General features: G+C 63.2%; 24 protein-coding genes. 9 read left to right on the top strand and 15 right to left on the bottom strand.

Annotated elements, in window-relative coordinates; translation table 11 throughout:
• Positions 1-60 precede the first annotated feature (60 nt).
• The 4 genes from aztA (at position 61) to RFN28_RS21705 (ending at position 3209) form a co-directional block, all read left to right on the top strand.
• On the top strand, positions 61-888 hold the full coding sequence (gene aztA, locus RFN28_RS21720) for a zinc ABC transporter ATP-binding protein AztA (RefSeq protein WP_320289269.1): 828 nt from the start codon (positions 61-63) through the stop codon (positions 886-888).
• Positions 888-1763 (top strand): zinc ABC transporter permease AztB, encoded by an 876-nt coding sequence (aztB, locus tag RFN28_RS21715; RefSeq protein ID WP_320289268.1) that lies wholly within the window; start codon positions 888-890, stop codon positions 1761-1763. The genes aztA and aztB overlap by 1 nt, the downstream gene beginning before the upstream one ends.
• 29 nt (positions 1764-1792) lie before the next feature.
• Positions 1793-2722: a zinc ABC transporter substrate-binding protein AztC gene (aztC, locus tag RFN28_RS21710; protein ID WP_320289267.1), complete on the top strand. Its 930-nt coding sequence runs from the start codon at positions 1793-1795 to the stop codon at positions 2720-2722.
• A 148-nt stretch (positions 2723-2870) separates the two neighbouring features.
• On the top strand, positions 2871-3209 hold the full coding sequence (locus RFN28_RS21705) for a protein tyrosine phosphatase family protein (protein WP_320289266.1): 339 nt from the start codon (positions 2871-2873) through the stop codon (positions 3207-3209).
• A 237-nt stretch (positions 3210-3446) separates the two neighbouring features.
• Here RFN28_RS21705 and RFN28_RS21700 read toward each other — a convergent pair whose 3' ends face one another.
• A complete protein-coding gene (locus RFN28_RS21700) occupies positions 3447-3914 on the bottom strand; it encodes an Lrp/AsnC family transcriptional regulator (RefSeq protein WP_320289265.1) in 468 nt (155 codons plus the stop codon).
• Positions 3915-4052: 138 nt separating this feature from the next.
• On the opposite strand from RFN28_RS21700, the gene hppD reads away from it, so the two are divergent.
• Entirely contained in the window at positions 4053-5168 is a 1116-nt protein-coding gene (gene hppD / locus RFN28_RS21695; RefSeq protein ID WP_320289264.1) for a 4-hydroxyphenylpyruvate dioxygenase, read from the top strand.
• Between the two features lie 17 nt (positions 5169-5185).
• On the opposite strand, the gene RFN28_RS21690 is transcribed toward hppD, so the two are convergent.
• From RFN28_RS21690 to hmgA, 6 genes are all read right to left on the bottom strand, one after another.
• Entirely contained in the window at positions 5186-5503 is a 318-nt protein-coding gene (locus tag RFN28_RS21690) for a BrnA antitoxin family protein (protein WP_320289263.1), read from the bottom strand.
• Entirely contained in the window at positions 5503-5745 is a 243-nt protein-coding gene (locus RFN28_RS21685; protein ID WP_320289262.1) for a BrnT family toxin, read from the bottom strand. The genes RFN28_RS21690 and RFN28_RS21685 overlap by 1 nt, the downstream gene beginning before the upstream one ends.
• Before the next feature lie 75 nt (positions 5746-5820).
• Positions 5821-6339, bottom strand: coding sequence for a DinB family protein (locus tag RFN28_RS21680; protein ID WP_430678596.1), 519 nt, complete (start codon positions 6337-6339; stop codon positions 5821-5823).
• 42 nt (positions 6340-6381) lie between these two features.
• On the bottom strand, positions 6382-7395 hold the full coding sequence (locus RFN28_RS21675) for a fumarylacetoacetate hydrolase family protein (protein WP_320289260.1): 1014 nt from the start codon (positions 7393-7395) through the stop codon (positions 6382-6384).
• Complete coding sequence (locus RFN28_RS21670) at positions 7392-8294, bottom strand: MBL fold metallo-hydrolase (protein ID WP_320289259.1); 903 nt, start codon at positions 8292-8294, stop codon at positions 7392-7394. Before RFN28_RS21670 ends, RFN28_RS21675 begins: the two co-directional genes overlap by 4 nt.
• Complete coding sequence (gene hmgA, locus RFN28_RS21665; RefSeq protein WP_320289258.1) at positions 8291-9604, bottom strand: homogentisate 1,2-dioxygenase; 1314 nt, start codon at positions 9602-9604, stop codon at positions 8291-8293. The genes RFN28_RS21670 and hmgA overlap by 4 nt, the downstream gene beginning before the upstream one ends.
• Positions 9605-9741: 137 nt before the next feature.
• On the opposite strand from hmgA, the gene RFN28_RS21660 reads away from it, so the two are divergent.
• A complete protein-coding gene (locus RFN28_RS21660; protein ID WP_320289257.1) occupies positions 9742-10185 on the top strand; it encodes a MarR family winged helix-turn-helix transcriptional regulator in 444 nt (147 codons plus the stop codon).
• A 367-nt stretch (positions 10186-10552) separates the two neighbouring features.
• Here the strand turns inward: RFN28_RS21660 and tdh are convergent, their stop codons facing one another.
• Together tdh and RFN28_RS21650 are read right to left on the bottom strand one after the other, a co-directional pair.
• Positions 10553-11587 carry an L-threonine 3-dehydrogenase gene (tdh, locus tag RFN28_RS21655; RefSeq protein ID WP_320289256.1) on the bottom strand — a complete coding sequence of 345 codons (1035 nt, stop codon included), beginning with the start codon at positions 11585-11587 and terminating at the stop codon, positions 10553-10555.
• A 53-nt stretch (positions 11588-11640) separates the two neighbouring features.
• Entirely contained in the window at positions 11641-12828 is a 1188-nt protein-coding gene (locus RFN28_RS21650) for a glycine C-acetyltransferase (protein WP_320289255.1), read from the bottom strand.
• 299 nt (positions 12829-13127) lie between these two features.
• On the opposite strand from RFN28_RS21650, the gene RFN28_RS21645 reads away from it, so the two are divergent.
• Positions 13128-15197, top strand: coding sequence for a putative bifunctional diguanylate cyclase/phosphodiesterase (locus RFN28_RS21645; protein WP_320289254.1), 2070 nt, complete (start codon positions 13128-13130; stop codon positions 15195-15197).
• A gap of 99 nt (positions 15198-15296) precedes the next feature.
• Here the strand turns inward: RFN28_RS21645 and RFN28_RS21640 are convergent, their stop codons facing one another.
• The gene (locus tag RFN28_RS21640) at positions 15297-15725 is read right to left on the bottom strand and encodes a MarR family winged helix-turn-helix transcriptional regulator (RefSeq protein ID WP_320289253.1); all 429 of its coding nucleotides are present in this window, start codon (positions 15723-15725) and stop codon (positions 15297-15299) included.
• 158 nt (positions 15726-15883) lie between these two features.
• On the opposite strand from RFN28_RS21640, the gene RFN28_RS21635 reads away from it, so the two are divergent.
• A complete protein-coding gene (locus RFN28_RS21635; RefSeq protein ID WP_320289252.1) occupies positions 15884-16291 on the top strand; it encodes a hypothetical protein in 408 nt (135 codons plus the stop codon).
• 119 nt (positions 16292-16410) lie between these two features.
• Here RFN28_RS21635 and RFN28_RS21630 read toward each other — a convergent pair whose 3' ends face one another.
• From RFN28_RS21630 to RFN28_RS21620, 3 genes are all read right to left on the bottom strand, one after another.
• Positions 16411-17148 carry a hypothetical protein gene (locus RFN28_RS21630; RefSeq protein WP_320289251.1) on the bottom strand — a complete coding sequence of 246 codons (738 nt, stop codon included), beginning with the start codon at positions 17146-17148 and terminating at the stop codon, positions 16411-16413.
• 115 nt (positions 17149-17263) lie between these two features.
• Positions 17264-19309 carry an oxidoreductase gene (locus RFN28_RS21625; RefSeq protein WP_320289331.1) on the bottom strand — a complete coding sequence of 682 codons (2046 nt, stop codon included), beginning with the start codon at positions 19307-19309 and terminating at the stop codon, positions 17264-17266.
• A gap of 15 nt (positions 19310-19324) precedes the next feature.
• Positions 19325-19657: a hypothetical protein gene (locus tag RFN28_RS21620; RefSeq protein WP_320289250.1), complete on the bottom strand. Its 333-nt coding sequence runs from the start codon at positions 19655-19657 to the stop codon at positions 19325-19327.
• A 34-nt stretch (positions 19658-19691) separates the two neighbouring features.
• Between RFN28_RS21620 and queF the strand changes: the two genes are divergently transcribed.
• Positions 19692-20153, top strand: a complete 462-nt coding sequence (gene queF / locus RFN28_RS21615) for a preQ(1) synthase (protein WP_320289249.1) — start codon at positions 19692-19694, stop codon at positions 20151-20153.
• Between the two features lie 5 nt (positions 20154-20158).
• Here the strand turns inward: queF and RFN28_RS21610 are convergent, their stop codons facing one another.
• Positions 20159-20743 (bottom strand): hypothetical protein, encoded by a 585-nt coding sequence (locus RFN28_RS21610; protein WP_320289248.1) that lies wholly within the window; start codon positions 20741-20743, stop codon positions 20159-20161.
• 4 nt (positions 20744-20747) lie between these two features.
• Positions 20748-21221, bottom strand: coding sequence for a DUF3828 domain-containing protein (locus RFN28_RS21605; protein WP_320289247.1), 474 nt, complete (start codon positions 21219-21221; stop codon positions 20748-20750).
• Positions 21222-21475: the final 254 nt, after the last annotated feature.

The following is a 21475-nucleotide window of genomic DNA, read 5'->3' as shown; positions in this document are numbered from 1 at the left end:
AATGTAATAACATCACATAACGACGGGCCGTTAGTTTCACATCCCGATCCGGAACGTCTGATGACGAATGCCTGCCTGACCTTCCGCGACCTCACGCTCGGCTATAACAGCCATCCGGCCATCCACCACCTCGACGGCATCGTCCGAAAAGGCTCGCTGACGGCTGTCGTCGGCGCCAACGGTTCAGGCAAGTCGACGCTGATGAAGGGCATTGTCGGGGTGCTGAAGCCGATGGAAGGCGCGGTGATCCGCGCGCCCGGCGTGCGCACCGCCTATCTGCCGCAGCAGTCGGAGCTTGACCGCAGCTTCCCGGCGCGGGTGGTTGACCTTGTTTCGCTGGGCCTATGGCCGAAGCGCGGCATGCTCGGCCGCTACACCAGGGAGGATCGCGAGTCTGTCAGCAAGGCCCTGATGGCGGTCGGCCTCGGTGGCTTCGAGACGCGCCCGATCGACACGCTCTCCGGCGGCCAGCTTCAGCGCACGCTGTTTGCCCGCGTGCTGTTGCAGGACGCCGACCTCATCCTGCTCGACGAGCCGTTCAACGCGGTGGACGCCAAGACGGTCGGCGACCTCATCCAGCTGATAAAACGCTGGCATGGCGAGGAGCGCACGATCATGGTCGTCGTCCACGACCTCGATCTCGTGCGGCAGAATTTCCCCGAGACCCTGCTGCTTGCTCGCCAGCCCGTTGCCTGGGGCGAGACGCGCGAGACACTGCGGCCGGAAAACCTGCTCAAGGCCCGGCGTTTCCATGAGGCGTGGGAAGAGAACGCGCCCTGGTGCGAGCCCTCCGACCACGATCATAGCCACGACCACGGGCATGGTGATCACCATCACGCTGATCATCATCATGACCACCACCACGGCCCCGGACCGAGGGCGGCGTGATGGATTTCCTCTACGGCCTCCTCATTGCGCCCTTCGCCGATTTCGCCTTCATGCAGCGGGCGCTGTTCGGCTCGCTGATGCTGTCGCTCGGCGCCTGCCCGGTCGGCGTGTTCCTGATGCTGAGGCGCATGAGCCTGTCGGGCGACGCGATGGCGCATGCCATCCTGCCGGGCGCGGCCGCCGGCTTCCTGCTCTATGGCCTCGAGATCCTGCCGATGACCATCGGCGGCCTGATTGCCGGCATCATCGTGGCGCTCGGCGCGGGCGCGGTCTCCCGCTTCACCATCCAGCGCGAGGACGCCTCGATGGCGGCCTTCTATCTCATCTCGCTCGCCGTCGGCGTGCTGATGGTGTCGATCCGCGGCTCTAGCGTTGACCTGATGCATGTGCTGTTCGGCACGGTGCTGGCGCTCAACGATGAGGCGCTGACGCTGATCGGCGGTATCGTTGTGGTTACGCTCTTAAGCCTCGCCATCTTCTGGCGCGCGCTGGTCGCCGAATGCCTCGATCCGCTGTTCCTGCGCTCGGTGAGCCGTATGGGTAGCCCGGTGCATTTCATCTTCCTCGGTCTCGTCGTGCTCAACCTCGTCGGCGGTTTCCAGGCTTTGGGCACGCTGCTGTCGGTCGGACTGATGATGTTGCCGGCCGCCTCCGCCCGTTTCTGGACGGTGCGGGTCGAACCGATGTGCGCGCTTGCCGTGCTGATCGGCTTTGCCTCCTGCATCGCCGGGCTGCTTCTGTCCTACCATGCGTCGCTGCCGTCGGGCCCGGCGATCATCCTTTCGGCCGGCGTCGTCTATTTCTTCTCGATCGTGTTCGGCTCGCGCGGCGCGCTGCGCGCCCGCATCGTGCATCACCGCCACCGGACCGCCTGACCCCAATCCCCAAGCAGGAGACCTTTGCAATGCTGAAATCCTTCCGTGCCGCCCTGGCGATGAGCGTTATAACATTCAGCGCTTTCGCAACCTCATCGGCCTTCGCGGCGCCGCTCAAGGTCGTGGCGAGCTTCACGGTGATTGCCGACTTTGCGAAAAATGTCGGCGGCGACCGCGTCAACGTCACCACCATCGTCGGGCCGGATGGCGACGCGCATGTCTATGAGCCGAGCCCTGCCGACGCGGTGGCGATGGCAAAGGCCGATGTCGTGCTGGTCAACGGCCTGCATTTCGAAGGTTTCCTGCAGCGCCTTGTCGATGCCAGCGCCACCAAGGCCGCGATCGTGACGCTCACCAAGGGTGTGACGCCAATCGACTTCAAGCCGGAATTCGCCGATGCGGACGCGGCTGACGGCGCCGGCAAGACGGTCACCGACCCGCACGCCTTCCAGTCGATCGCCAATGCCAAGATCTATGTGAAGAACATCGCCGAGGCCTTCTGCGCGGCCGACAGCAAAGGCTGCGACAGCTACAAGGCCAATGCCGCCGCCTATACTACGAAGCTCGACGCGCTGGCGGGCGAAGTGAAGGCGGCGATCCAGTCGATCCCGCCGGAGAAGCGCGTCGTCATCACCTCGCATGACGCGTTCGGCTATTTCGAGCACGAATACGGGCTGACCTTCCTGGCGCCGCAGGGAATCTCGACAGATTCCGAGCCTTCGGCCGCCGACGTCGCCAAGCTGGTCGAGCAGGTGAAGCAGGACAAGGCAGCTGCGATCTTCATCGAGAACATCACCAATCCGCGGCTGATCGAGCAGATCGCGGGCGAGACCGGCATCAAGGTCGGTGGCACGCTCTATTCGGACGCGCTTTCCGGATCGGACGGTCCGGCCTCGACCTATATCGACATGATGCACAACAACATCACGCAGATCAAAGGCGCGATAACGGGAAGCTAAGGTGGAACCTGCCCCAAAACCGGGTCAAAATCGACCCGGTTGGATTTTCCGGTCCAGCATCGCTATTTGGCAGAGGAATCCGCTGGTACGGATTGCCGCCCATCCCCCGGGGTGGCATGACTGCACTAAAGATTGCGAGGACAAGACGATGGAATATCGCCAGATCAGCGACGACTACTCGGTCTCCGGCCAGATCCAGCCCGAGGACATCGCCGCCATCAAGGAAGCCGGCTTCAGAAGCGTGATCTGCAACCGGCCGGACAACGAGCAGCCGGGCCAGCCGTCGGCCGACAGCGTCAAGGCGGCGGCGGAAGCGGCCGGTCTCGCCTTCCGCTACATCCCGGTCATCAGCGGCCAGATCACCATGGACAATGTCGAGGACCAGGCCGAGGCGCTCGATCAGCTCGACGGCCCGGTGTTTGCCTATTGCCGCTCCGGCGCGCGCTGCACCAACCTCTATGGACTGGTCCAGCAGCAGAAGGGGTGACGGGGTTAACGCGACAAGCCAATTGCGCAGCTTGGCGATCCTTCGCGCCCCCCTCTGGCGTGCCGGCCATCTCCCCCACCTGGGGGGAGATCAGTAGCTTAGCGCCCCGCTCGTTCTGCAACGTAGGAGATTGGCGAAAGCCGGTGTGACGTTCGATCTCCCCCCTTGTGGGGGAGATGTCCGGCAGGACAGAGGGGGGCGCTGTCCCGCCGACGTAGCCAACAAAATCTGTCGGGCCTAAATCGGCAGCGCGCCCGTCTCCTTCAGCGTCTCCAGCACGATGGCCGTCTTAACATGCTGCACTGATTCATGCGGCAGCAACACGCCGTTGACGAACTCAGCCAGTGATTTGAGGTCGGGCGTCACCACCTTCAGGATATAGTCCATCTCGCCGGTCAGCGCGTGCGCCTCCTGCACTTCGGGCAGCCGCGCCACCAACTCGCCGAAGCGCCGGGCGTTGTCGCGGTTATGCGTGGCCAAGGTGACCGAGATGACGTTGACCAGTGAAAAGCCGAGACGGTCGCGGTCGAGCACAGCGCGATAGCCCCTGATGTAGCCGTCCTCCTCCAGCCGCTGGCGGCGGCGCGAGCATTGCGAGGCAGACAGGTTCACCCGCTCCGAAAGGTCGTTGTTGGTGAGCCGAGCATCGCCCTGCAGAAGCGCCAGTATCTTGCGATCAAATTGATCGAGGCGCGCATCATCCACGGACTTTCCTCCATACATGCATGACTTGCGCATAATTCGAGCATTTCAAGCGGTTGAATGCAAGCTCTGTGCGGCCGCTTCGCGCTATCATGGGCAAAGATGGAAATTGGTCGGCCGTAACAATCTTGGAGAATTGCCATGGGTCCCTTCCCGCATGACGCACCGCCCGCCAAGATCAGCAAGGCGAACCCAGCCGGCACCGACGGTTTCGAATTCGTCGAATTCGCGCATCCCGAGCCCGCGAAGCTCGCCGAACTGTTCACCCGCATGGGCTATGTCGCGGTGGCTAAGCACCGCACCAAGAACATCACCGTCTGGCGCCAGGGCGACATCAACTATGTCGTCAATGCCGAGCCCGGCTCGCATGCGATGAAGTTCGTCGACAAGCACGGCCCCTGCGCCGCTTCGATGGCCTGGCGCGTGGTCGATGCCAAGCACGCCTTCGACCATGCCGTGTCGAACGGCGCCACGCCTTATGAGGGCACCGACAAGACGCTAGATGTGCCGGCGATCGTCGGCATCGGCGGCTCGCTGCTTTATTTCATCGACACCTATGGCGAAAAGGGCTCGGCCTATGACGCTGAGTTCGAATGGCTGGGCGAACGCAATCCCAAACCCGAAGGCGTCGGCTTCTACTATCTCGACCACCTGACCCATAATGTCTATCGCGGCAACATGGACAAGTGGTGGGATTTCTACCGTGACCTGTTCGGCTTCAAGCAGATCCATTTCTTCGACATCGACGGCAGGATCACCGGGCTGGTCAGCCGCGCAATCACCTCGCCCTGCGGCAAGATCCGCATTCCGCTGAACGAGTCAAAGGATGAGACCAGCCAGATCGCGGAGTACCTGAAGAAGTATAATGGCGAGGGCATCCAGCACATCGCCGTCGGCACCGAAGCGATCTATGACGCCACCGACAAGCTCGCGGCCAACGGACTGAAGTTCATGCCCGGCCCACCCGACACCTATTACGAGATGTCGCATGAGCGCGTGCACGGCCATGACGAGCCGATTGAGCGGATGAAGAAGCATGGCATCCTGATCGACGGCGAAGGCGTCGTTGATGGCGGCACGACCAAAATCCTGCTGCAGATCTTTTCGAAAACCGTGATCGGCCCGATCTTCTTCGAGTTCATCCAGCGAAAGGGCGACGAAGGCTTTGGCGAGGGCAATTTCCGCGCCCTGTTCGAATCGATCGAGCAGGACCAGATCAAGCGCGGCGTGCTGAAGCTGGACGGCAAGGCGGCGTAGCCGGCCGAAAGATCAGTCTAAAGGCCGGCGGCCTTGCGCAGGATATCGTTGATCCGGCTCTGCCAGCCGGGTCCGCCGGCGCGAAAGCGGGCGACCACGTCGCTATCGAGCCGCAGTGTCACCTGTTTCTTCGGATTGTCGAGCGCCGGCCGACCGCGCGATCGGCGGATGCTTTCGGCAAGGTCCGGGAACACCTCGGTGAAGGGGCGAGCTTGGGCAATCTGCTCATCGGTGGCCTCCGGGCTGTCGACGGCATCCCAGTCCGCCTTGGTGAAGCCCTTGCCTGGCGTGAACTCTTTGTCGGGCTTGGTGATGTTGAGTTTCTTCGCTGTCATCAGATATTCCTTTCCTTCCCGCTGGCGCGCCGCATGGAAACAATGGAAATGGCCTCGTTTCCGAGGCGGGAGAAGACCACCGTAACCGCTGTCTCGCCAATGTTACCGATCGCCATGAAGCGCTTGCCACGGGCCGGCAAGATGGTGGCGGCATAGAAGAAATCCATTTCGAGATCCACGAAGTCCATCCCGTGTTTCGATACGTTCGCCTGCCGCTTGATCTCATCCCAAACGATCTTCATCGGAATTTATGTATCTACAATAATTAAGTCAATAATTTTCGTAACTACGATAATTCCTGAGACATTCTCGCTTGTTCACAACCCCAGCCGCTCGACCTCGTCCTTCCTGAGCTTCACGTCGTAATCGAGCAAGAACTCGTCCAATTGCGGCGGCGCTACCGAGGTGCCGGCGAGCATTGCATGCACCTGGCCGCGATGATGGATGTCGTGCAGGAAGACATGGGAGAGGATGTCGCCGATGCGTTCGGGGATCATGCCGTCCTCGCGCCTATCGGTGATGACACGACGGTCGAGATCGGCTTCGGACAGGCGATCGCAGAAGGCAATCAGCTTGCGGTCGAAATCGGCCTGTGCCGCCGCCAGGCTTGCCGCATCGTCGAACGGCACGAAGGTATCGTAGGCCGCGGCGCCGAGGCCGCCATCCGTCAGGAAATCGAGATAGAGACGATCGACCGCGATGATGTGGTTGAGCGTCTCCCTGATCGAGGGGAAGAAACTGGTGCGCTTGGCCTCGAACTCGCCGGGCTGAAGCGCCAGTACGGCGCGATAGAGCCGGTCGTTCGACCACAAATTGTTGCGCGCCATGCGGCGCATGTGCTCGATCAGGGTCACCTTTTCAGGTTTCTCTCTCCCCCCTCACCTTTCGTATTTCTCGACCTTCTGTTCGATGGCGCCGAAGATCGAGTGGCCGGCCTTGTCCTTCATCTCGATGCGCACCGTGTCGCCGAAATGCAGGAAGGGCGTCTTCGGCTCGCCGGACTCGATGGTCTCGATCATGCGCAGCTCGGCGATGCAGGAATAGCCGGCGCCGCCCGCGGACACCGGCCTGCCCGGTCCGCCATCCAGTTTGTTGGAGACGGTGCCCGAACCGATGATGGCGCCGGCGGCGAGCGGCCGCGTTTTTGCGGCATGCACGATCAGCGCCGGAAAATCGAAGGTCATGTCGATGCCGGTGTTCGCGCGGCCGAACGGCTTGCCGTTGAGATCGACCAGCAGCGCGAGCTTGACCTTACCGCCATCCCAGGCGTCGCCCAGTTCGTCCGGCGTGACCGCAACCGGCGAGAAGGCAGAAGACGGCTTCGACTGGAAGAAGCCGAAGCCTTTCGCCAGCTCCGGCCCGGTGATGCCACGCAGCGTCACGTCGTTGACCAGCATTACTAGGCGGATCGCGTCCCTCGCCTCGTCCGGCCCGGCACCCATCGGTACGTCGTCGACGACGACGGCGACTTCCGCCTCCATGTCGATGCCGAAGGCCTCGTCCGCCATGCGGATCGGGTCGCGCGGCGCAATGAAGGAGTCCGAGCCGCCCTGGTAGATCAGCGGGTCGGTCCAAAAACTTGCCGGCATCTCGGCGCCGCGCGCCTTCCGCACCAGCTCGACATGGTTCACATAGGCCGAGCCGTCTGCCCATTGATAGGCGCGCGGCAGCGGCGAATGCGCATCATGCTCGTGGAAGCGTGCCGAGGGCACCGCGTTGGTCTCCAGCGATTCCGCCATGGCTGCCAGATGAGGCGCAATCCGCCGCCAGTCGTCGAGCGCAGCCTGCAATGTCGGCACCAGGAAGGAGGCGTCGGTGAACCGCGTCAGATCGCGCGAGACCACGACCAGCTTCCCGTCGCGCGTCCCGTTCTTCAGTGTGGCAAGCTTCATGCGGTTTCCTCTCCTGAGGCGGCCTTGGCGCCGCTTAATCCCACAACAAGGCCATCGCGGGCGATCGTCAAGTCACCGGACCATGTTTTCCTGACAGCAGCGGTCCAATCGGCTTCACCGATCAGAGGATCGTCGGCTGGAATGAGATGGTTGAGCACCAGCCTCTTGACGCCGGCGTCGGTGGCGATGCTGCCTGCCTCTTCGGCTAAGCTGTGGCTGGCGAAGAGATGCTCGCGCAGCCGCGCGCCGTTGCCGGTCCTGGCGATCAGCCTCTCGACGCCCGCTTCCAGCATGGCCTCATGGACGAGAATGTCGGCGCCGCGCGCAAACTCGGCCAGCGGTGGGAAGAACGCCGTATCGGCCGAGAACACCACGCTTCTGCCGCCATGCTCGAAGCGCAGCGCAAAGCAGTCGGTCACCGGTGGATGGTCTACGCGCAGCGCCGCCACCATCAGACCACGCTCCTCCAGCACCAGCCCTTCGCCGAACTCCTCGACCGAGACCAGTTCGCGGATGTCCGGCCGGCCTTCGTCGACGATGCGGATTTCGATGTCGAAATCCATCGCCTGGCAGAAGTGCTGCCAGCAACTGGCGGTGCCCGGCGGCCCGTAGACAATCACCGGCGTCGCCAGCCCCGCCGTCCAGGCGGTGTGGATCAGCGGCCCGAGTTCAAGCATATGGTCGGAATGAAGATGCGTGATGAAGATCAGGTCGAGTGCCTTCAAGCTGACGCCGGCATCGGTCAGAGCGCGCGTGACGCCCAGCCCGCAATCGACGACGATCACCCGCCCGCCGATCTCCAGCATTGACGAGCTCGGCCAAGGGCCGCCCGGCCGCACGGCCGGACCGCCCTTGGAACCGAGAAGGACGAGGCGCTCCGACGTTTCCCCGGCGCTCAAGACCAGTCGCCCTCAGGCGTGCCGTTGAAGCGCTTCTTCAGGTCGGCCCAGCAGTCGATGTAATTGTCCTGCAATGTGTCCAGCTCGGCAGCGTAGCGCGTCAGCATTTGCGGGAATCGCGTCTCGAACATGAAGGCCATGGTGTTGTCGAGCTTGACCGGTTTCAAGTCGGCACGCGTCGCCTTTTCGAAGCCCGAGGCATCCGGCCCATGCGCCAGCATCTGGTTATGCAGGCTGATGCCGCCGGGCACAAAACCCTCTTCCTTGGCGTCGTACTGGCCGTGGACCAGGCCCATGAACTCGCTCATGATGTTGCGATGGTACCAGGGCGGCCGAAAAGTGTTTTCCGCCACCAGCCAGCGCGGCGGGAAGATGACGAAGTCGACATTGGCGGTGCCCTCCTCGCCGCTCGGCGCCGTCAGCACGGTGAAGATCGACGGATCGGGGTGATCAAACAGGATGGCGCCGACCGGCGAAAACGTCGCCAGATCGTATTTGTAGGGCGCGTAGTTGCCGTGCCAGGCGACGACATCGAGCGGCGAATGGCCAAGTTCGGTGACATGGAAAGTCCCGCACCATTTGACGATCAGCCGGCACGGCGTCTCCTTCTCCTCGAACCAGGCGCAGGGTGTCTTGAAGTCGCGCGGGTTGGCGAGGCAGTTGGCGCCGATCGGGCCGCGATCCGGCATCGTAAACTTCGCGCCGTAGTTTTCGCAGACGTAGCCGCGCGCCTCCTTGTCGGCGAGCTCGACCTTGAAGACGAGGCCGCGCGGCAGCACGGCGATTTCGCCGGGCCGGAGCTCGATCACGCCCATCTCGGTGACGAAGCGCAGCGCGCCGACCTGCGGCACGATCATGAGCTCGCCGTCGGCGTTGAAGAAATGGTCGTCGACCATCGAGCGGTTGGCGACATAGACATGCGCCGCCATGCCGGATTGCCCCACCGCATCGCCGGCGGTGGTCATGGTGCGCATGCCGGAAATGAAATCGGTCGGCTCGCTGGGCATCGGCACCGGGCTCCAGCGGTACTGCCCGAGCGCCAGCTCATGGTCGCCGATATTGGGCGCGGTCTTCCACAAAGGATAGTTCGCGCCCTTGAAACGGCCGGTGTGCCTGACGCTCGGGCGGATGCGGTAGAGCCAGGAGCGCTCGTTGGTGCCATGCGGCGCGGTGAAGGGCGAGCCAGAAAGCTGCTCGGCATAGAGACCATAGGCCGGCCGCTGCGGCGAGTTGCGTCCCTGCGGCAGCGAGCCGGGCAGCGTCTCGGTCTCGAAATCGTTGCCGAAGCCCGGCATGTAGGAAAAGGCCATCGCTTCCTCCTCGCGGATTGTCCGCCAGCCGCATCATCCAGAGCGTGCGGCCTTCGCGGATGTTGACCAAACTGGTTTCATTTGTAACCATTGAAAATGTAACTATCAACGCGAACACCGCATCGATGGTGCGCCTCATGGAACCGAAAATCCTCGAGCTCGAAAGCTTCCTGCCCTACCGTCTCTACCGGCTGGCCGACACCGTCAGCCGCGAATTTTCGCGGATCTACAAGGAGCGCCACGGCCTGACGCGGCCGGAATGGCGCACGCTTTCAGGCCTCGGCCAGCGCGGCACGATGACGGCGACGGAGCTCGGCGAACAATCGGCCATGCACAAGACCAAGGTGTCGCGCGCCGTCGCCGAGCTCGAGCGGCGGCGCTGGCTGACGCGCATGCCCGACGAGAACGACCGCCGGATCGAGCACCTGACGCTGACCAAGGCGGGGCTCGCCGCCTATCGCGAGATGGTGCCGCTGGCGAAGGCGTTTGAAAGGGAGTTGCTTGCGAGGATGAGTATGGAGGAACGTGCGGCGATCGTGAAGGGGATGGCGGCGCTGGAGCGGACTCTAGCCAGAAGTTAGAGCTCTGAAACTTCCGGAAACAGCACGATGGACGTGCTGCTGTGGCCGATATGCAAGCGACCACTGGAATGATTGAATCGCAGGTGACTCAAGAACGGGGCTTCAAGCCCAGATGGCAATGCAGTTGTGCTGACCATCATGTCTATTTCCGCGATGGTCCTGTGCAACACTTTCTCGATTTCGGACGTTCGGCGGCTTCGTTCAGAAAACAGTGATCGCTCAAGCAGATCTGGCCGTCGCCTGGCGACTTCTGCAAATATGGCCCTCAACGCGTCGTGTGGTCGCCCGTCCAAGCTTTCCAGGGCTACCACAACAGGCTCGAGCAAGCGGTGTCGCTTCATGGCATCTCACAGGAGGCCGATGCCCCCTACCAATCCATCACCACCTTGCCCGAACTGCCGCTCCGCATCGCATCGAACCCCACCTGGAAATCGTCGATGCCGATGCGGTGGGTGATCAGCCCCGAGACATCGAGCGGGCCCTGCACCAGGGCGATCATCTTGTACCAGGTCTCGAACATCTCGCGGCCGTAGATGCCCTTGAGATGCAGCATCTTGAAGATGACCTTATTCCAGTCGATCTCGAAGCCGGTCGGCGCGATGCCGAGGATGGCGATCTTGCCGCCATTGTTCATGGTGTCGATCATGTCTCGGAAGGCGGGTGCTGCGCCCGACATCTCCAGACCGACGTCAAAACCCTCGGTCATGCCGAGCTTCGGCATGACGTCGCGCAGCTTCTCCTTCGAGGCATCGACGACATGCTGGACCCCAAGCTTGCGCGCCAGATCCAGCCGGACCGGGTTGATGTCGGTGATGACGACTTTCCGCGCGCCGACGCATTGGGCGACTAGCGCGCCCATGATGCCGATCGGGCCGGCGCCGGTGACCAGCACATCCTCACCGACCAGATCGAAGGACAACGCGGTGTGGACCGCATTGCCCAATGGATCGAAGATCGCCGCGATTTCGTCCGGCACGTCGTCGGGGATCGGCACGACATTGTGCTGCGGGATCGCCATGTACTCGCCGAAGGCGCCGGGGCGGTTGACGCCGACGCCGAGCGTGTTGCGGCAGAGATGCCCCCTGCCCGCCCGGCAGTTGCGGCAGTGGCCGCAGACGATGTGACCCTCGCCCGACACGCGCTGGCCGACCTTGTATTCGGTGACCGCGGCGCCGTAGTCGGCGACGGTGCCGACGAATTCGTGACCGGTTACCATCGGCACCGGCACGGTCTTCTGCGCCCACTGGTCCCAGTTGTAGATATGAACGTCGGTGCCGCAGATCGCGGTCTTCCTGACCTTGATCAGCACATCGTTGGGGCCGATCTCCGGAACCGGCACCTCTTCCATCCAGATGCCCGGCTCGGCCTTGGCCTTCACCAGCGCCTTCATCATGTTGGACATTCTTTTGTTCCTTGAATCTCTTGATCCGGAGCAGCTTTTCGATGTCGGGGCGCTCAGGAAATCACGCCCAGTTCCTTGCCAACCGCCCCAAACGCCTCGACCGCGCGGTCGATATCCGCTCTCGAATGGGCGGCCGACATTTGCGTGCGGATGCGCGCCTGGCCCTTCGGCACCACCGGGAAGGAAAAGCCGATGACATAGATGCCGCGCTTCAGCATGCGCTGCGCCATCTCCTGCGCAAGTGCGGCGTCGCCCAGCATCACCGGAATGATCGGGTGATCCGCCCCGGCAAGCGTAAAGCCGAGCTTACCCATTTGAGACCGGAAACGTTCCGCATTGGCATATAGGCGCTGGCGTAATGCATCGCCATTGCGGATCAGCTCGAAGACTTTCAGCGAGGCGCCGGCGATCGCCGGCATCAGCGTGTTGGAGAAAAGATAGGGCCGCGAGCGCTGCCGCAGCCAGTCGACAACTTGGCTCTTGCCAGACGTGTAGCCGCCGGACGCGCCGCCGAGCGCCTTGCCGAGCGTGCCGGTGATGATGTCCACCCTGCCCTCGACGCCGCAATGCTCGGCAGAGCCGCGGCCGTTCTTGCCGACGAAGCCGACCGCATGGCTGTCATCGACCATCACCATGGCATCGTATTTCTCGGCGAGGTCGCATACGCCTCGCAGGTTGGCGATGATGCCGTCCATCGAGAAGACGCCGTCGGTGGCGATCAGCCGGAAGCGGCAATCCTTCGCCTCCTTCAGTCGCGCCTCGAGATCGGCCATGTCGTTGTTGGCGTAGCGGAAGCGCTTGGCCTTGGAGAGCCTGACGCCGTCGATGATCGAAGCGTGGTTCAGCGCGTCCGAGATGACGGCATCCTCCTCGCCGAGCAGCGTCTCGAACAGGCCGCCATTGGCGTCGAAACAGGAGCCGTAAAGGATGGTGTCCTCCATGCCGAGGAAAGAGGAGATCGTGACTTCCAGCGCCTTGTGCTCCTCCTGCGTGCCGCAGATGAAGCGCACCGAGGCCATGCCGTAGCCATAGCGGTCGAGCGCCTGCTTGGCCGCCTCGCGCAGTTCGAGGCTGTCAGCGAGGCCGAGATAGTTGTTGGCGCAGAAGTTCAGCACCTTCTGGCCGGCAACCTCGATCTCGGCCGACTGCATCGAGGTTATGACCCGCTCGGACTTGTAGAGACCGGCCGATTTCAGGCCCTGAAGCTCGTTGTCGATATGGGAGAGAAACGCTGCGCTCATGGTCCGGCCCTGTTCGGTTCAAGGTCGGACTGTCGCGCCGCGGCCAATAAAAATCCATCGCAAAAACGACCGCTTCGGTGGCGTTGCGAAAGCCGCGCCGCAAGCCCTCAGCGCAGTGGGACAAGGATGCATTCAAATGCGGGCGATTCCCGAAAGCACATAATAACCATCTTGTCAGCTTTGTCGCGCCGCCTGGTCCGGCACAGCGTCTGCTTGCCGAGCTGTTAACCCTTTCAGGTCAAGGGTCTTCCCGCCGCAATTCACGGCAGGAATCCGTCGACCGGAGGGGTCACTCAGTTATGTCGCAGCAGCCGGTGCAGAGCGTTTCTCGCAAGCTGATTCTGCTGATCAAGAGCGGCTACTGGCTGGCCTTGCTGATCATCGCCGCCATGGTGATGGCGTCCTTCATCCTGCTGCAGCAGTTGATGGCCCAGCAGCAGCACAACGACGCGCTGCTCGACATCGTCTCCACGCAGAAGGCTCTGTCGCAGCGCATCGTCTTCCTGGCCGGCGCCACCGGTGCCGCCCCGCGCGACAAGCAGCCGGCGCTGGTCACCGCGCTGAAGGAAGCGACGGGAGCGTTCGAGACCAATTACGATCGGCTGCTCAAGGAGACCGGCGCCGACCCGTTGTCGCCGGCGCGCAACGATCCGAAATCGATCGAATACGTGCTGTTCAGCAAGCCGTTCCATCTCGACTATTTCTCGGTCGGTCTGATCGCCAACGGCGACAGGCTCGTGTCGTCCTTTCAATCCCAGCTCGGAATGCAAAGCGACGGCTACAAGGGCGGCGGCGATCGTGCCGGTCTCGACGCCTCAGTCGCCAATGCGACCTTGTCCGGCTATGCCGCGCTCGGCCAGCGCATCAGCGCTTTTGCCGACGAACGGTCGGGCAACATGCTCGAGCTGCACCGCACGCTGTTCTTTGCCACCATCGGCGTCATCGTGCTGGTGGCGCTGTTCATCTTCCGGCCGATGTCCAATGCCATCCTGCGCAAGACGCATGAATTGGTCGACGCCCGCAACTCGATGGCCTTCATCGCCGTGCATGACGGCTTGACCGGACTGCACAACCGCACCTTCCTCACCGATCATTTCGACACGCTGATCAAGGGCGCGCACCGCCGCCGCGAGCGGCTGGCGGTGATCCAGTTCGACCTCGACCGCTTCAAGCAGATCAACGACACGCTCGGTCACCCCGCCGGCGACTATGTGCTGGTGGTGACGGCGCAGCGCATGCGCGATTCCTGCCGGGCATCGGATCTTTGCGCGCGTCTCGGCGGCGACGAATTCGTGATGATCCTCAACGGCGCCGGCACCACCGACGATATCCACGCGCTGGCCAAGCGCATCCTGGGCGAGATCAACGAGCCGATCATCTTCCAGGGCGCGACGATCATGCCCGGCGCCAGTGCCGGCATCGCCGTCTACCCGGTCGACGCCGACAATGCGCAGGACCTGCTCGTCCATGCCGATCTCGCGCTCTATTCGGCCAAGAAGATGGGCGGCGGCAGCTTCTCCTTCTTCTCTGAGGAGCTTCGGCGCGAGCTCGACTACCGCAAGCAGCTCGAACATGACATCCGCACGGCAATCGCCGACAAGAGCTTCGACGTCTATTTCCAGCCGCAGGTGTCGCTGACCAGCGGCAAGATCAGCGGCATTGAGGCGCTGGTGCGCTGGAAGCACGCCACGCGTGGTATGATCTCGCCCGGCGAATTCATCCCGGTCGCCGAGAAATGCGGCTTCATGCCGGATATCGGCCGCATCGTCATCACCAAGGCGATCAATGAAGCGGCCGAGTGGGACCGCGCCGGCATCGATTTCGGACGCATCGCTGTCAATGTCTCTGGCACGGAGCTGCGCGAGCTGGACTTCGACGAGTTCCTGTTCTCGACGCTGGAGCGGGCCGGGCTCGCGCCGCAGAAGCTGTCGCTGGAAATCGTCGAATCCGTCATTCTCGACGACGAGAAGACCGGCATCGCCGCCAAGCTCAGGCACATCCGCGCCGCCGGCGTGCATCTCGAGCTCGACGATTTCGGCACCGGCTATGCCTCGCTCAGCCACGTCAATCCGAACGAGATCGACCGGCTGAAGATCGACCGCCGCTTCGTCCAGAACATCAACGAGAATGGCGACAATACCAAGATCGTGCGCGCCATCACCGAGCTTGCCCGGGGGCTCGGCATCTCGATCGTCGCCGAGGGCGCGGAGACCGAGGCCGAGCTCGACTCGCTAATGGCGATCGGCTGCGACCAGGTGCAGGGCTATTCGATCGCCTTCCCGATGCCGCAAGACAAGGCGCGAGAATGGCTGATGGCGCGCAGCCCGAAGAAGGCGAAGCTGAAGGTGCTGCAAGGCAGCTTGGCATAGCGCAGTCGATCGCAAGCTTGACGAACTCGGTGAGGCATGGCCGCTTGCCGCGATTGCAGCCGGAACTTGCGGATGCGGCTTCGACTTCCCGTGCTGGGGTCACGCCCCCACATTCGCCCTAAGCGCCGCCAGCACCTCCGCGAATTCCGCAAGCCGTTCGTCCGGCAGCCCGGCTCTTAGCCTCTTGTCGAAGGCGACCGCCGCGAGGCGCAATTTCTCGAACAGCGCTTCGCCGGCCTCGGTCAGCGCCACCTGATGGACCCGGCGGTTTTCCGGATCGCGGCGGCGCGTCAGCAACCCTTGCGCCTCCATGGCGTTGAGATGATGCGTCAGCGTCGCGCCCTGGATGCCGATCATGCCGGCAAGCTCACGCTGGTTGGCGAGTTCCTTCGACTTGACCGAGAGCAAGGTCACCCATACCGGCAGCGTGCCGCCAGCCTCCACTAGGGCAGCATCGAAGGCCTGCGCCACCAGCTTGGCGGTGCGGGCGAGATTCATGCCGATGGGCGGGCGGTCAAATGGCGTCATGGCTGGACACTAGAACAAGCAATGCATTGGCGGAACTCCGCATGAAGCATTGACATCTAACTATTAGATATCTAACTTTGTCTTATTGATGGTGCCGCCGAAGCAACCGAAAGGCGAAGCGGCACGCCGACGGCGGGGCGAACGAGAGGAATGCGGTCATGCAATATGTCTACATCGTCGTCATCGGCCTGCATGTCATGGCCGGCGTGTTCTGGGCAGGCACGACCATCGCGGTTGCCCGCGATCCGGAAATCAAGGCGGAACGCTTCATCCGCCCGCAACTCGGCGCCTCCGGCCTGGTGTTTCTGACCGGCTTGTTGCTCTGGTATTTCTTCCATGAGGGTGTTTTCGGCTCGGTGGAGATGGTGCTCGCGCTGGGCATTGCGACGGCTCTGATCGCCACCGGCGTGCAGGGCGCCCTTGTCGCCTCTGCCAGCAGGCAATTAGCAGGCGCCGACGCGGCGACGCAAACCCAGCTGCGGGCGAAAATGACCAGAGGCGAACGCATCGCCGGCGGGCTGCTGGTCATCACCGTGCTTTGCATGGCGACGGCCAGGATGTTTTGAGAAGTCGCATGGCGCCGGCCCCAAACCGGCGGCGTGTGCGGCACGCACCGGACCGGCGCGGCAGGTGGCTCTCCTTGCGAAGGTCCGGTGCGTGTTTTCGATTCCGAGGGTTCGGTACGTCAAAGCACCTCGACCGAGCCTCCGCGAAAATTCAGCCAGCGCAGTTTGATGTAAGTGCGCAAATTCGGCGCGATGCGAAAACCTCCCAGCTTGGCTTCCTGCAACGCGGCTGCCCACGTCTGCGTCTCGTACAGGCGGCCATAGGTTTCTATCGTCGCGGCAAGGCCCTCGCGACCCATATGCCTGGCGAGGATGGCACACGCCTTGATCCGCGATTCCATCGAGCGGCCGTATTTGGGAGCAAATGCCATTCCCCCATCCGCCATGTCGTCGATCTCGTGGGCAAGCCGCAGAAACAGGATATCTTCGTCGCCCGCCGGCATGCCTTTCTCCACGAGGCGCTCCGGATCTCCGGTGTCGAACTTCATTGCGTCGACCCGTGCAACAAGGCTTTCCACTGCAGGCCCGACGTTTTGTTCCAGCCATTTCCGGTGGGCCTCGCTGCGGCGGCTCGACCTGCCGTCCGGATACTGGCCGCTGTCATAGGCGGCGTGAAACATCGCCGCGATGACCAGATCGAGGTCCTTGTCGAAATGCGCGACCGATGACGCGGCGCCCACCGCATGGCAGATGAAAGCCCGCCCCGATTTGCGGTAGCGCCCGTTGAACATCCCGCAAGCCAGGCGATAGGCCCTCTGGACGCGCAAAATGTCCTCGACCGTGTGCCCCGCATCGTGGAGCTGCATATAAAGCGCCGTGTTGGTCTGGCGCGGAACGAACAAATCTTCCCCGGTCAAGCAAGGTCCCCCGACTGCGCGGCCCCTTCAGAGCGGTTGCGCCAGCCCCGGATCGGCGCCTGAAAATTGCAAATGGGGCCGGTCGAGTTCAGTCCCGTCAATGGGCGGCCCCGGCTCAGATCCGAATACCGAACCTGATGCCGTCATAGATGGCTGCGTGGATGTTGCGCGAGGCGACCGCGTCGCCGATGCGGAAGACAACGAAGCCGCCTTCCGGATTGCGCGACGGAAAGATATCGCCGCCGCTCACCAGCCGCTCGTAGTCGACCGCGCCGGCATTCTTCGACAGCGGCTTCAGCGACAGATAGAGGTCGTCGAGCGGCGCCGTGCCATGCTCGACCACCACCTGGTCGACACGCCGCTCGCCGCGCCAGCCGTCGGCGAAGTCCGATGCCAGCTCGGCGACGAGCTGGTTGCCCTCACGCCGCACCGAGCGCAGGCGGGTGTTGATGGTGACGGTGACGCCTTTCTCGTGGAAGGCGCGCATATAGGGCACGTGGTTCAGGCCGCCCATTTCCGGCGCGAAGAAGCGCTCCGGCGAAACCAGTTCCAGCTTCGAGCCGCTGTTGGCGATCAGCTCCGCTGCGCCCATGCCCTGATGGCCGCCATTGTCGTCATAGAGCAGCACATTCTCGGCCGGCTTGACGGCACCCGCCATGATGTCCCAGCTCGAGGTGACGAGATTGTCGCCGGCCGTCAGCGGCGGGTTCTGCGGCAAGCCGCCCGTCGCGACAATCACCACATCCGGCGACAGGGCCAGCACGTCGTCCTTCTCGGCCCAGGTGTCGTAGCGGATCTCGACGCCGAGACGGTCGAGTTCGGCGAGCCGCCAGTCGATGATGCCGATCAGTTCCTTGCGGCGCGGATTCTGGGTCGCCAGCCGCACCTGGCCGCCAGCCTGGCTCGAGGCTTCGAGCACCGTCACCTCATGGCCGCGCTCGGCCGCTACCCGCGCCGCCTCCAACCCGCCGGCCCCTGCTCCGACGACAACGACCCGCTTCTTCGGACCCTCGCTCTTGGCGATGACATGCGGGATCGTCGCCTCGCGGCCGGTCGCCGCATTGTGGATGCAGAGCGCCTCGCCGCCTTCATAGATGCGGTCGAGGCAATAGGTGGCACCGACGCAAGGCCGGATCTCGTGCTCGCGACCTTCCATCACCTTCTTGACGATATACGGGTCGGCGATGTGGGCACGCGTCATGCCGACCATATCGAGCTTGCCGGTGGCGATCGCGTGGCGCGCGGTGGCGACATCGGAAATACGCGCCGCGTGGAAGGTGGGGAACTTCGTCGCCGCCCTCACCTCGCCGGCGAAATCGAGATGCGGCGAGGAGCGCATGCCGGTCACCGGGATCACCTTGGTCAGCGCCGCGTCGGTCTCGATCGAGCCGCGGATGATGTTGAGGAAGTCGACCTTGCCGGAGGAGGCCAAGCGCCTGGCGATCTCGACGCCCTCCTGCTTCGACAGGCCCTTTTCAAAATCCTCGTCGGCGACCATGCGGATGCCGACGATGAATTTCTTGCCGACCGCGGCGCGCACCGCGTCGAGCACCATGTTGGTGAAGCGCAGCCGGTTGTCGAGCGAGCCGCCGAACTCGTCGTCGCGATGGTTGGTGGCCGGCGACCAGAAGCCGTCCATCAGATGGCCGTAAGCCTCGAATTCGAGGCCGTCGAGGCCGGCAGCCTGGCAGCGCTGTGCGGCGGATGCGTAGTCGGCGACGATGCGCTCGATGTCCCAGTCCTCGATCGTTTTCGGAAAGGCGCGATGCGCCGGCTCGCGCACCGGCGAGGCCGAGAGCACGGGCAGCCAGTCGGCCTTGTTCCAGCCGGTGCGGCGGCCGAGATGGGTGATCTGGATCATCACCTTGCAATCATGCTCGTGGCAGGCATCCGCAAGCTCGGCGAGCCACGGCACGATCGCGTCGTCATAGACATGCAGGTTGCCGAAGGCGGCCGGGCTGTCTCGCGACACGATCGCCGATCCCGCCGTCATGGTCAGCGCCATGCCGCCCTTGGCCTTCTCGGCGTGGTAGAGCCGGTAACGCTCCTTCGGCATGCCGTCTTCGGAATAGGCCGGCTCATGGCTGGTCGACATGACCCGGTTCTTCAGCGTCAGGTGCTTGAGCTGGTAGGGCTGGAGAAGCGGATCGTTGCTGGTCATCGTCTTCGTGCTCATTCAATTTGTGCGGGAGCAGAGCGCTCCCGCTTCCATTTCACGCATCGGATTCATCTGAAAACCGCTGCGCACTTTTCGGTCCGGTGCTTCTGCCTTGCGCATCGGATTCATCCGATAACCGCTGCACACTTTTCGGTCCGGTGCTTCTGCCTTGCGCATCGGATTCATCCGAAAACCGCTGCACACTTTTCGGTCCGATGCTTCTGCCTTGCGCATCGGATTTATCCGAAAACCGCTGCACACTTTTCGGTCCGATGCTAAAGAGCGCCCAAACGCGCCGCCGCCAAAGGGACTGCGGTGCTTGCCCGACCCCGTTTTGTGTTCCGCCGCCATGGAGCTTCCGGCGGCAGGCACCAAGGAGCTACCCATGACTGAAGCCAAAAACCTCACCCAGCTCGGCAGGCATGTCGAGACGCCACAGAGCCCCGAACAGGCGGTCCTGGAGACCGTGCCGTTCGATCGCGGCGACGGACCGCCAGTGATCGTGCGCTTCACCTGCCCGGAGTTCACCTCGCTCTGTCCGGTCACCGGCCAGCCCGACTTCGCCCACATCGTCATCGACTACGCGCCCGACAAGACGCTGGTGGAATCGAAGTCGCTGAAGCTGTTCATGACCGCGTTCCGCAACCACGGCGCCTTCCATGAGGAATGCACGGTCATGATCGGGCGCCGCATCGCCGAAGCGACCAAGCCGCTCTGGCTGCGCGTCGGCGGCTACTGGTTCCCGCGCGGCGGCATCCCAATCGATGTCTTCTGGCAGACGGGCGCGCCACCCGAAGGCGCCTGGCTGCCCGACACCGGCGTGGCGCCCTATCGCGGAAGAGGCTGAGTTAATCATTCGCACTGGTACTGGCTGAGCGCCCATTCGCCGGTGACCGACAAAAAGTCAGAGATCTTCCAGTCGCCGCCGGCCTTCTTCAGCTTCCATTCCAGGCGGTGCTGGTTGCCGGCGACGACGAAGGCCACCACCACCTTGGCCTCGTCGCCATTGACGGCTTCGATGGTTCTGAGGCTCTTGTCGATGGCGAGCTTGTCGTATTCGGCATTGTCGAGCGCCATGTTGGGGTCGAGGCATTCGCCCTGCCCCGAGGCTCTGAGCGCGTCGCTCTTGTCGAGCACGCTCTTGGCCGGATCGATGAAGTTCTTGCGCTGGGCCGGATCGAGCTCCAGCCCGGGGTGCTCGTAGAAAGGCTTCACCACCGCCGTCGGCGACCCGGGCGCGGCGGGCGCCGGTTCAGAAGGTTTGCTCTCCGGCGCCGGCGTTGCGGCAGGCGGCGACGTATTGTCCGCCGGCGCATTGTCGCCGGACGAGGCCTTCGGCGGCGGCGCGCCGAACAGCCCCTGCGCCGAGGCGCTGCCGTTCAGCCCCGCGGCCAGCATCGATACGCTCGACAGCGTGAGGACGAAACGGCGCAGCACGGCATCACTCCATCGAGGAGCCGCATTCCAGCGCGCTGAGCTTCCAGTCGCTGGTCTTGGAGGTGATGTCGGCGATCTTCCACTTGCCGTCCACTTTCTTCAGCGACCACACCATTTCGCGTTTGGAGTCATCGCCTTCCGGGAAAAGACTGAAGCTTGCCGTCACCTCGGCGGTATCGCCATTGACGGCCTCTGCGAGCTTCAGCGTCTTCGACACGGTCTTCTGGTCGAAATCCTGGGCATCGAGGCCCGGGGCGAAGTCGATGCAGGATACCTCGTCGGGCTTGTCCTTCTGCGCCTTGTCATTGGCCTCGAACAGCTTGGTGACCGGCTCGGTGAAGCGGTCGCGGTATTTCGCGTCCGCCTCGAACTTCACTTCAGGCACGTAGAAGAACTTCACAGCGTTGGAAGCCGGCCCGGCCAACGCGGCGGCGGGCAAGGCAATCGACATGGCCGCGGCCAGCACTATCGGTCTCATGCAGGATCTCCGGATGTTCGGCGGCGTGGTGGCAAGATCGCCACCACGCATCCTGCATATCGGCTTTTTCGCAGCTCATGAAGTCCTTGCGCTGCCCGTCTCAGGTCTCCAGCCAGACGTTCTGGAAATCCATCTTGTAGGTTTGGTGCATTGCGTAGTTCTTCACCTTCTTGTTCATGTGGCAGTAGAGCTTTTGCCAGAACGGCTGGATGATGACGCCGGAATCCTGCAGGATCTGCTCGACATCCTTCATC

Source organism: Mesorhizobium album (assembly GCF_033977205.1).
Taxonomy (GTDB): Bacteria; Pseudomonadota; Alphaproteobacteria; order Rhizobiales; family Rhizobiaceae; genus Mesorhizobium; species Mesorhizobium album.
This window is presented reverse-complemented; position numbering and strand designations above follow the sequence as displayed.

Coding starts and splice junctions, on each gene's coding strand:
- RFN28_RS21685 (WP_320289262.1), bottom strand. CDS start 5,745: ATGAAGATCGTTTGGGATGAGATCAAGCGGCAGGCGAACGTATCGAAA.
- RFN28_RS21625 (WP_320289331.1), bottom strand. CDS start 19,309: ATGACCAGCAACGATCCGCTTCTCCAGCCCTACCAGCTCAAGCACCTG.
- RFN28_RS21650 (WP_320289255.1), bottom strand. CDS start 12,828: ATGAGCGCAGCGTTTCTCTCCCATATCGACAACGAGCTTCAGGGCCTG.
- RFN28_RS21690 (WP_320289263.1), bottom strand. CDS start 5,503: ATGACAGCGAAGAAACTCAACATCACCAAGCCCGACAAAGAGTTCACG.
- RFN28_RS21645 (WP_320289254.1), top strand. CDS start 13,128: ATGTCGCAGCAGCCGGTGCAGAGCGTTTCTCGCAAGCTGATTCTGCTG.
- hppD (WP_320289264.1), top strand. CDS start 4,053: ATGGGTCCCTTCCCGCATGACGCACCGCCCGCCAAGATCAGCAAGGCG.
- aztC (WP_320289267.1), top strand. CDS start 1,793: ATGCTGAAATCCTTCCGTGCCGCCCTGGCGATGAGCGTTATAACATTC.
- aztB (WP_320289268.1), top strand. CDS start 888: ATGGATTTCCTCTACGGCCTCCTCATTGCGCCCTTCGCCGATTTCGCC.
- RFN28_RS21620 (WP_320289250.1), bottom strand. CDS start 19,657: ATGGCGGCGGAACACAAAACGGGGTCGGGCAAGCACCGCAGTCCCTTT.
- RFN28_RS21605 (WP_320289247.1), bottom strand. CDS start 21,221: ATGAGACCGATAGTGCTGGCCGCGGCCATGTCGATTGCCTTGCCCGCC.
- RFN28_RS21675 (WP_320289260.1), bottom strand. CDS start 7,395: ATGAAGCTTGCCACACTGAAGAACGGGACGCGCGACGGGAAGCTGGTC.
- hmgA (WP_320289258.1), bottom strand. CDS start 9,604: ATGGCCTTTTCCTACATGCCGGGCTTCGGCAACGATTTCGAGACCGAG.
- RFN28_RS21635 (WP_320289252.1), top strand. CDS start 15,884: ATGCAATATGTCTACATCGTCGTCATCGGCCTGCATGTCATGGCCGGC.
- RFN28_RS21705 (WP_320289266.1), top strand. CDS start 2,871: ATGGAATATCGCCAGATCAGCGACGACTACTCGGTCTCCGGCCAGATC.
- RFN28_RS21660 (WP_320289257.1), top strand. CDS start 9,742: ATGGAACCGAAAATCCTCGAGCTCGAAAGCTTCCTGCCCTACCGTCTC.
- tdh (WP_320289256.1), bottom strand. CDS start 11,587: ATGTCCAACATGATGAAGGCGCTGGTGAAGGCCAAGGCCGAGCCGGGC.
- queF (WP_320289249.1), top strand. CDS start 19,692: ATGACTGAAGCCAAAAACCTCACCCAGCTCGGCAGGCATGTCGAGACG.
- RFN28_RS21680 (WP_430678596.1), bottom strand. CDS start 6,339: ATGCGCCGCATGGCGCGCAACAATTTGTGGTCGAACGACCGGCTCTAT.
- aztA (WP_320289269.1), top strand. CDS start 61: ATGACGAATGCCTGCCTGACCTTCCGCGACCTCACGCTCGGCTATAAC.
- RFN28_RS21640 (WP_320289253.1), bottom strand. CDS start 15,725: ATGACGCCATTTGACCGCCCGCCCATCGGCATGAATCTCGCCCGCACC.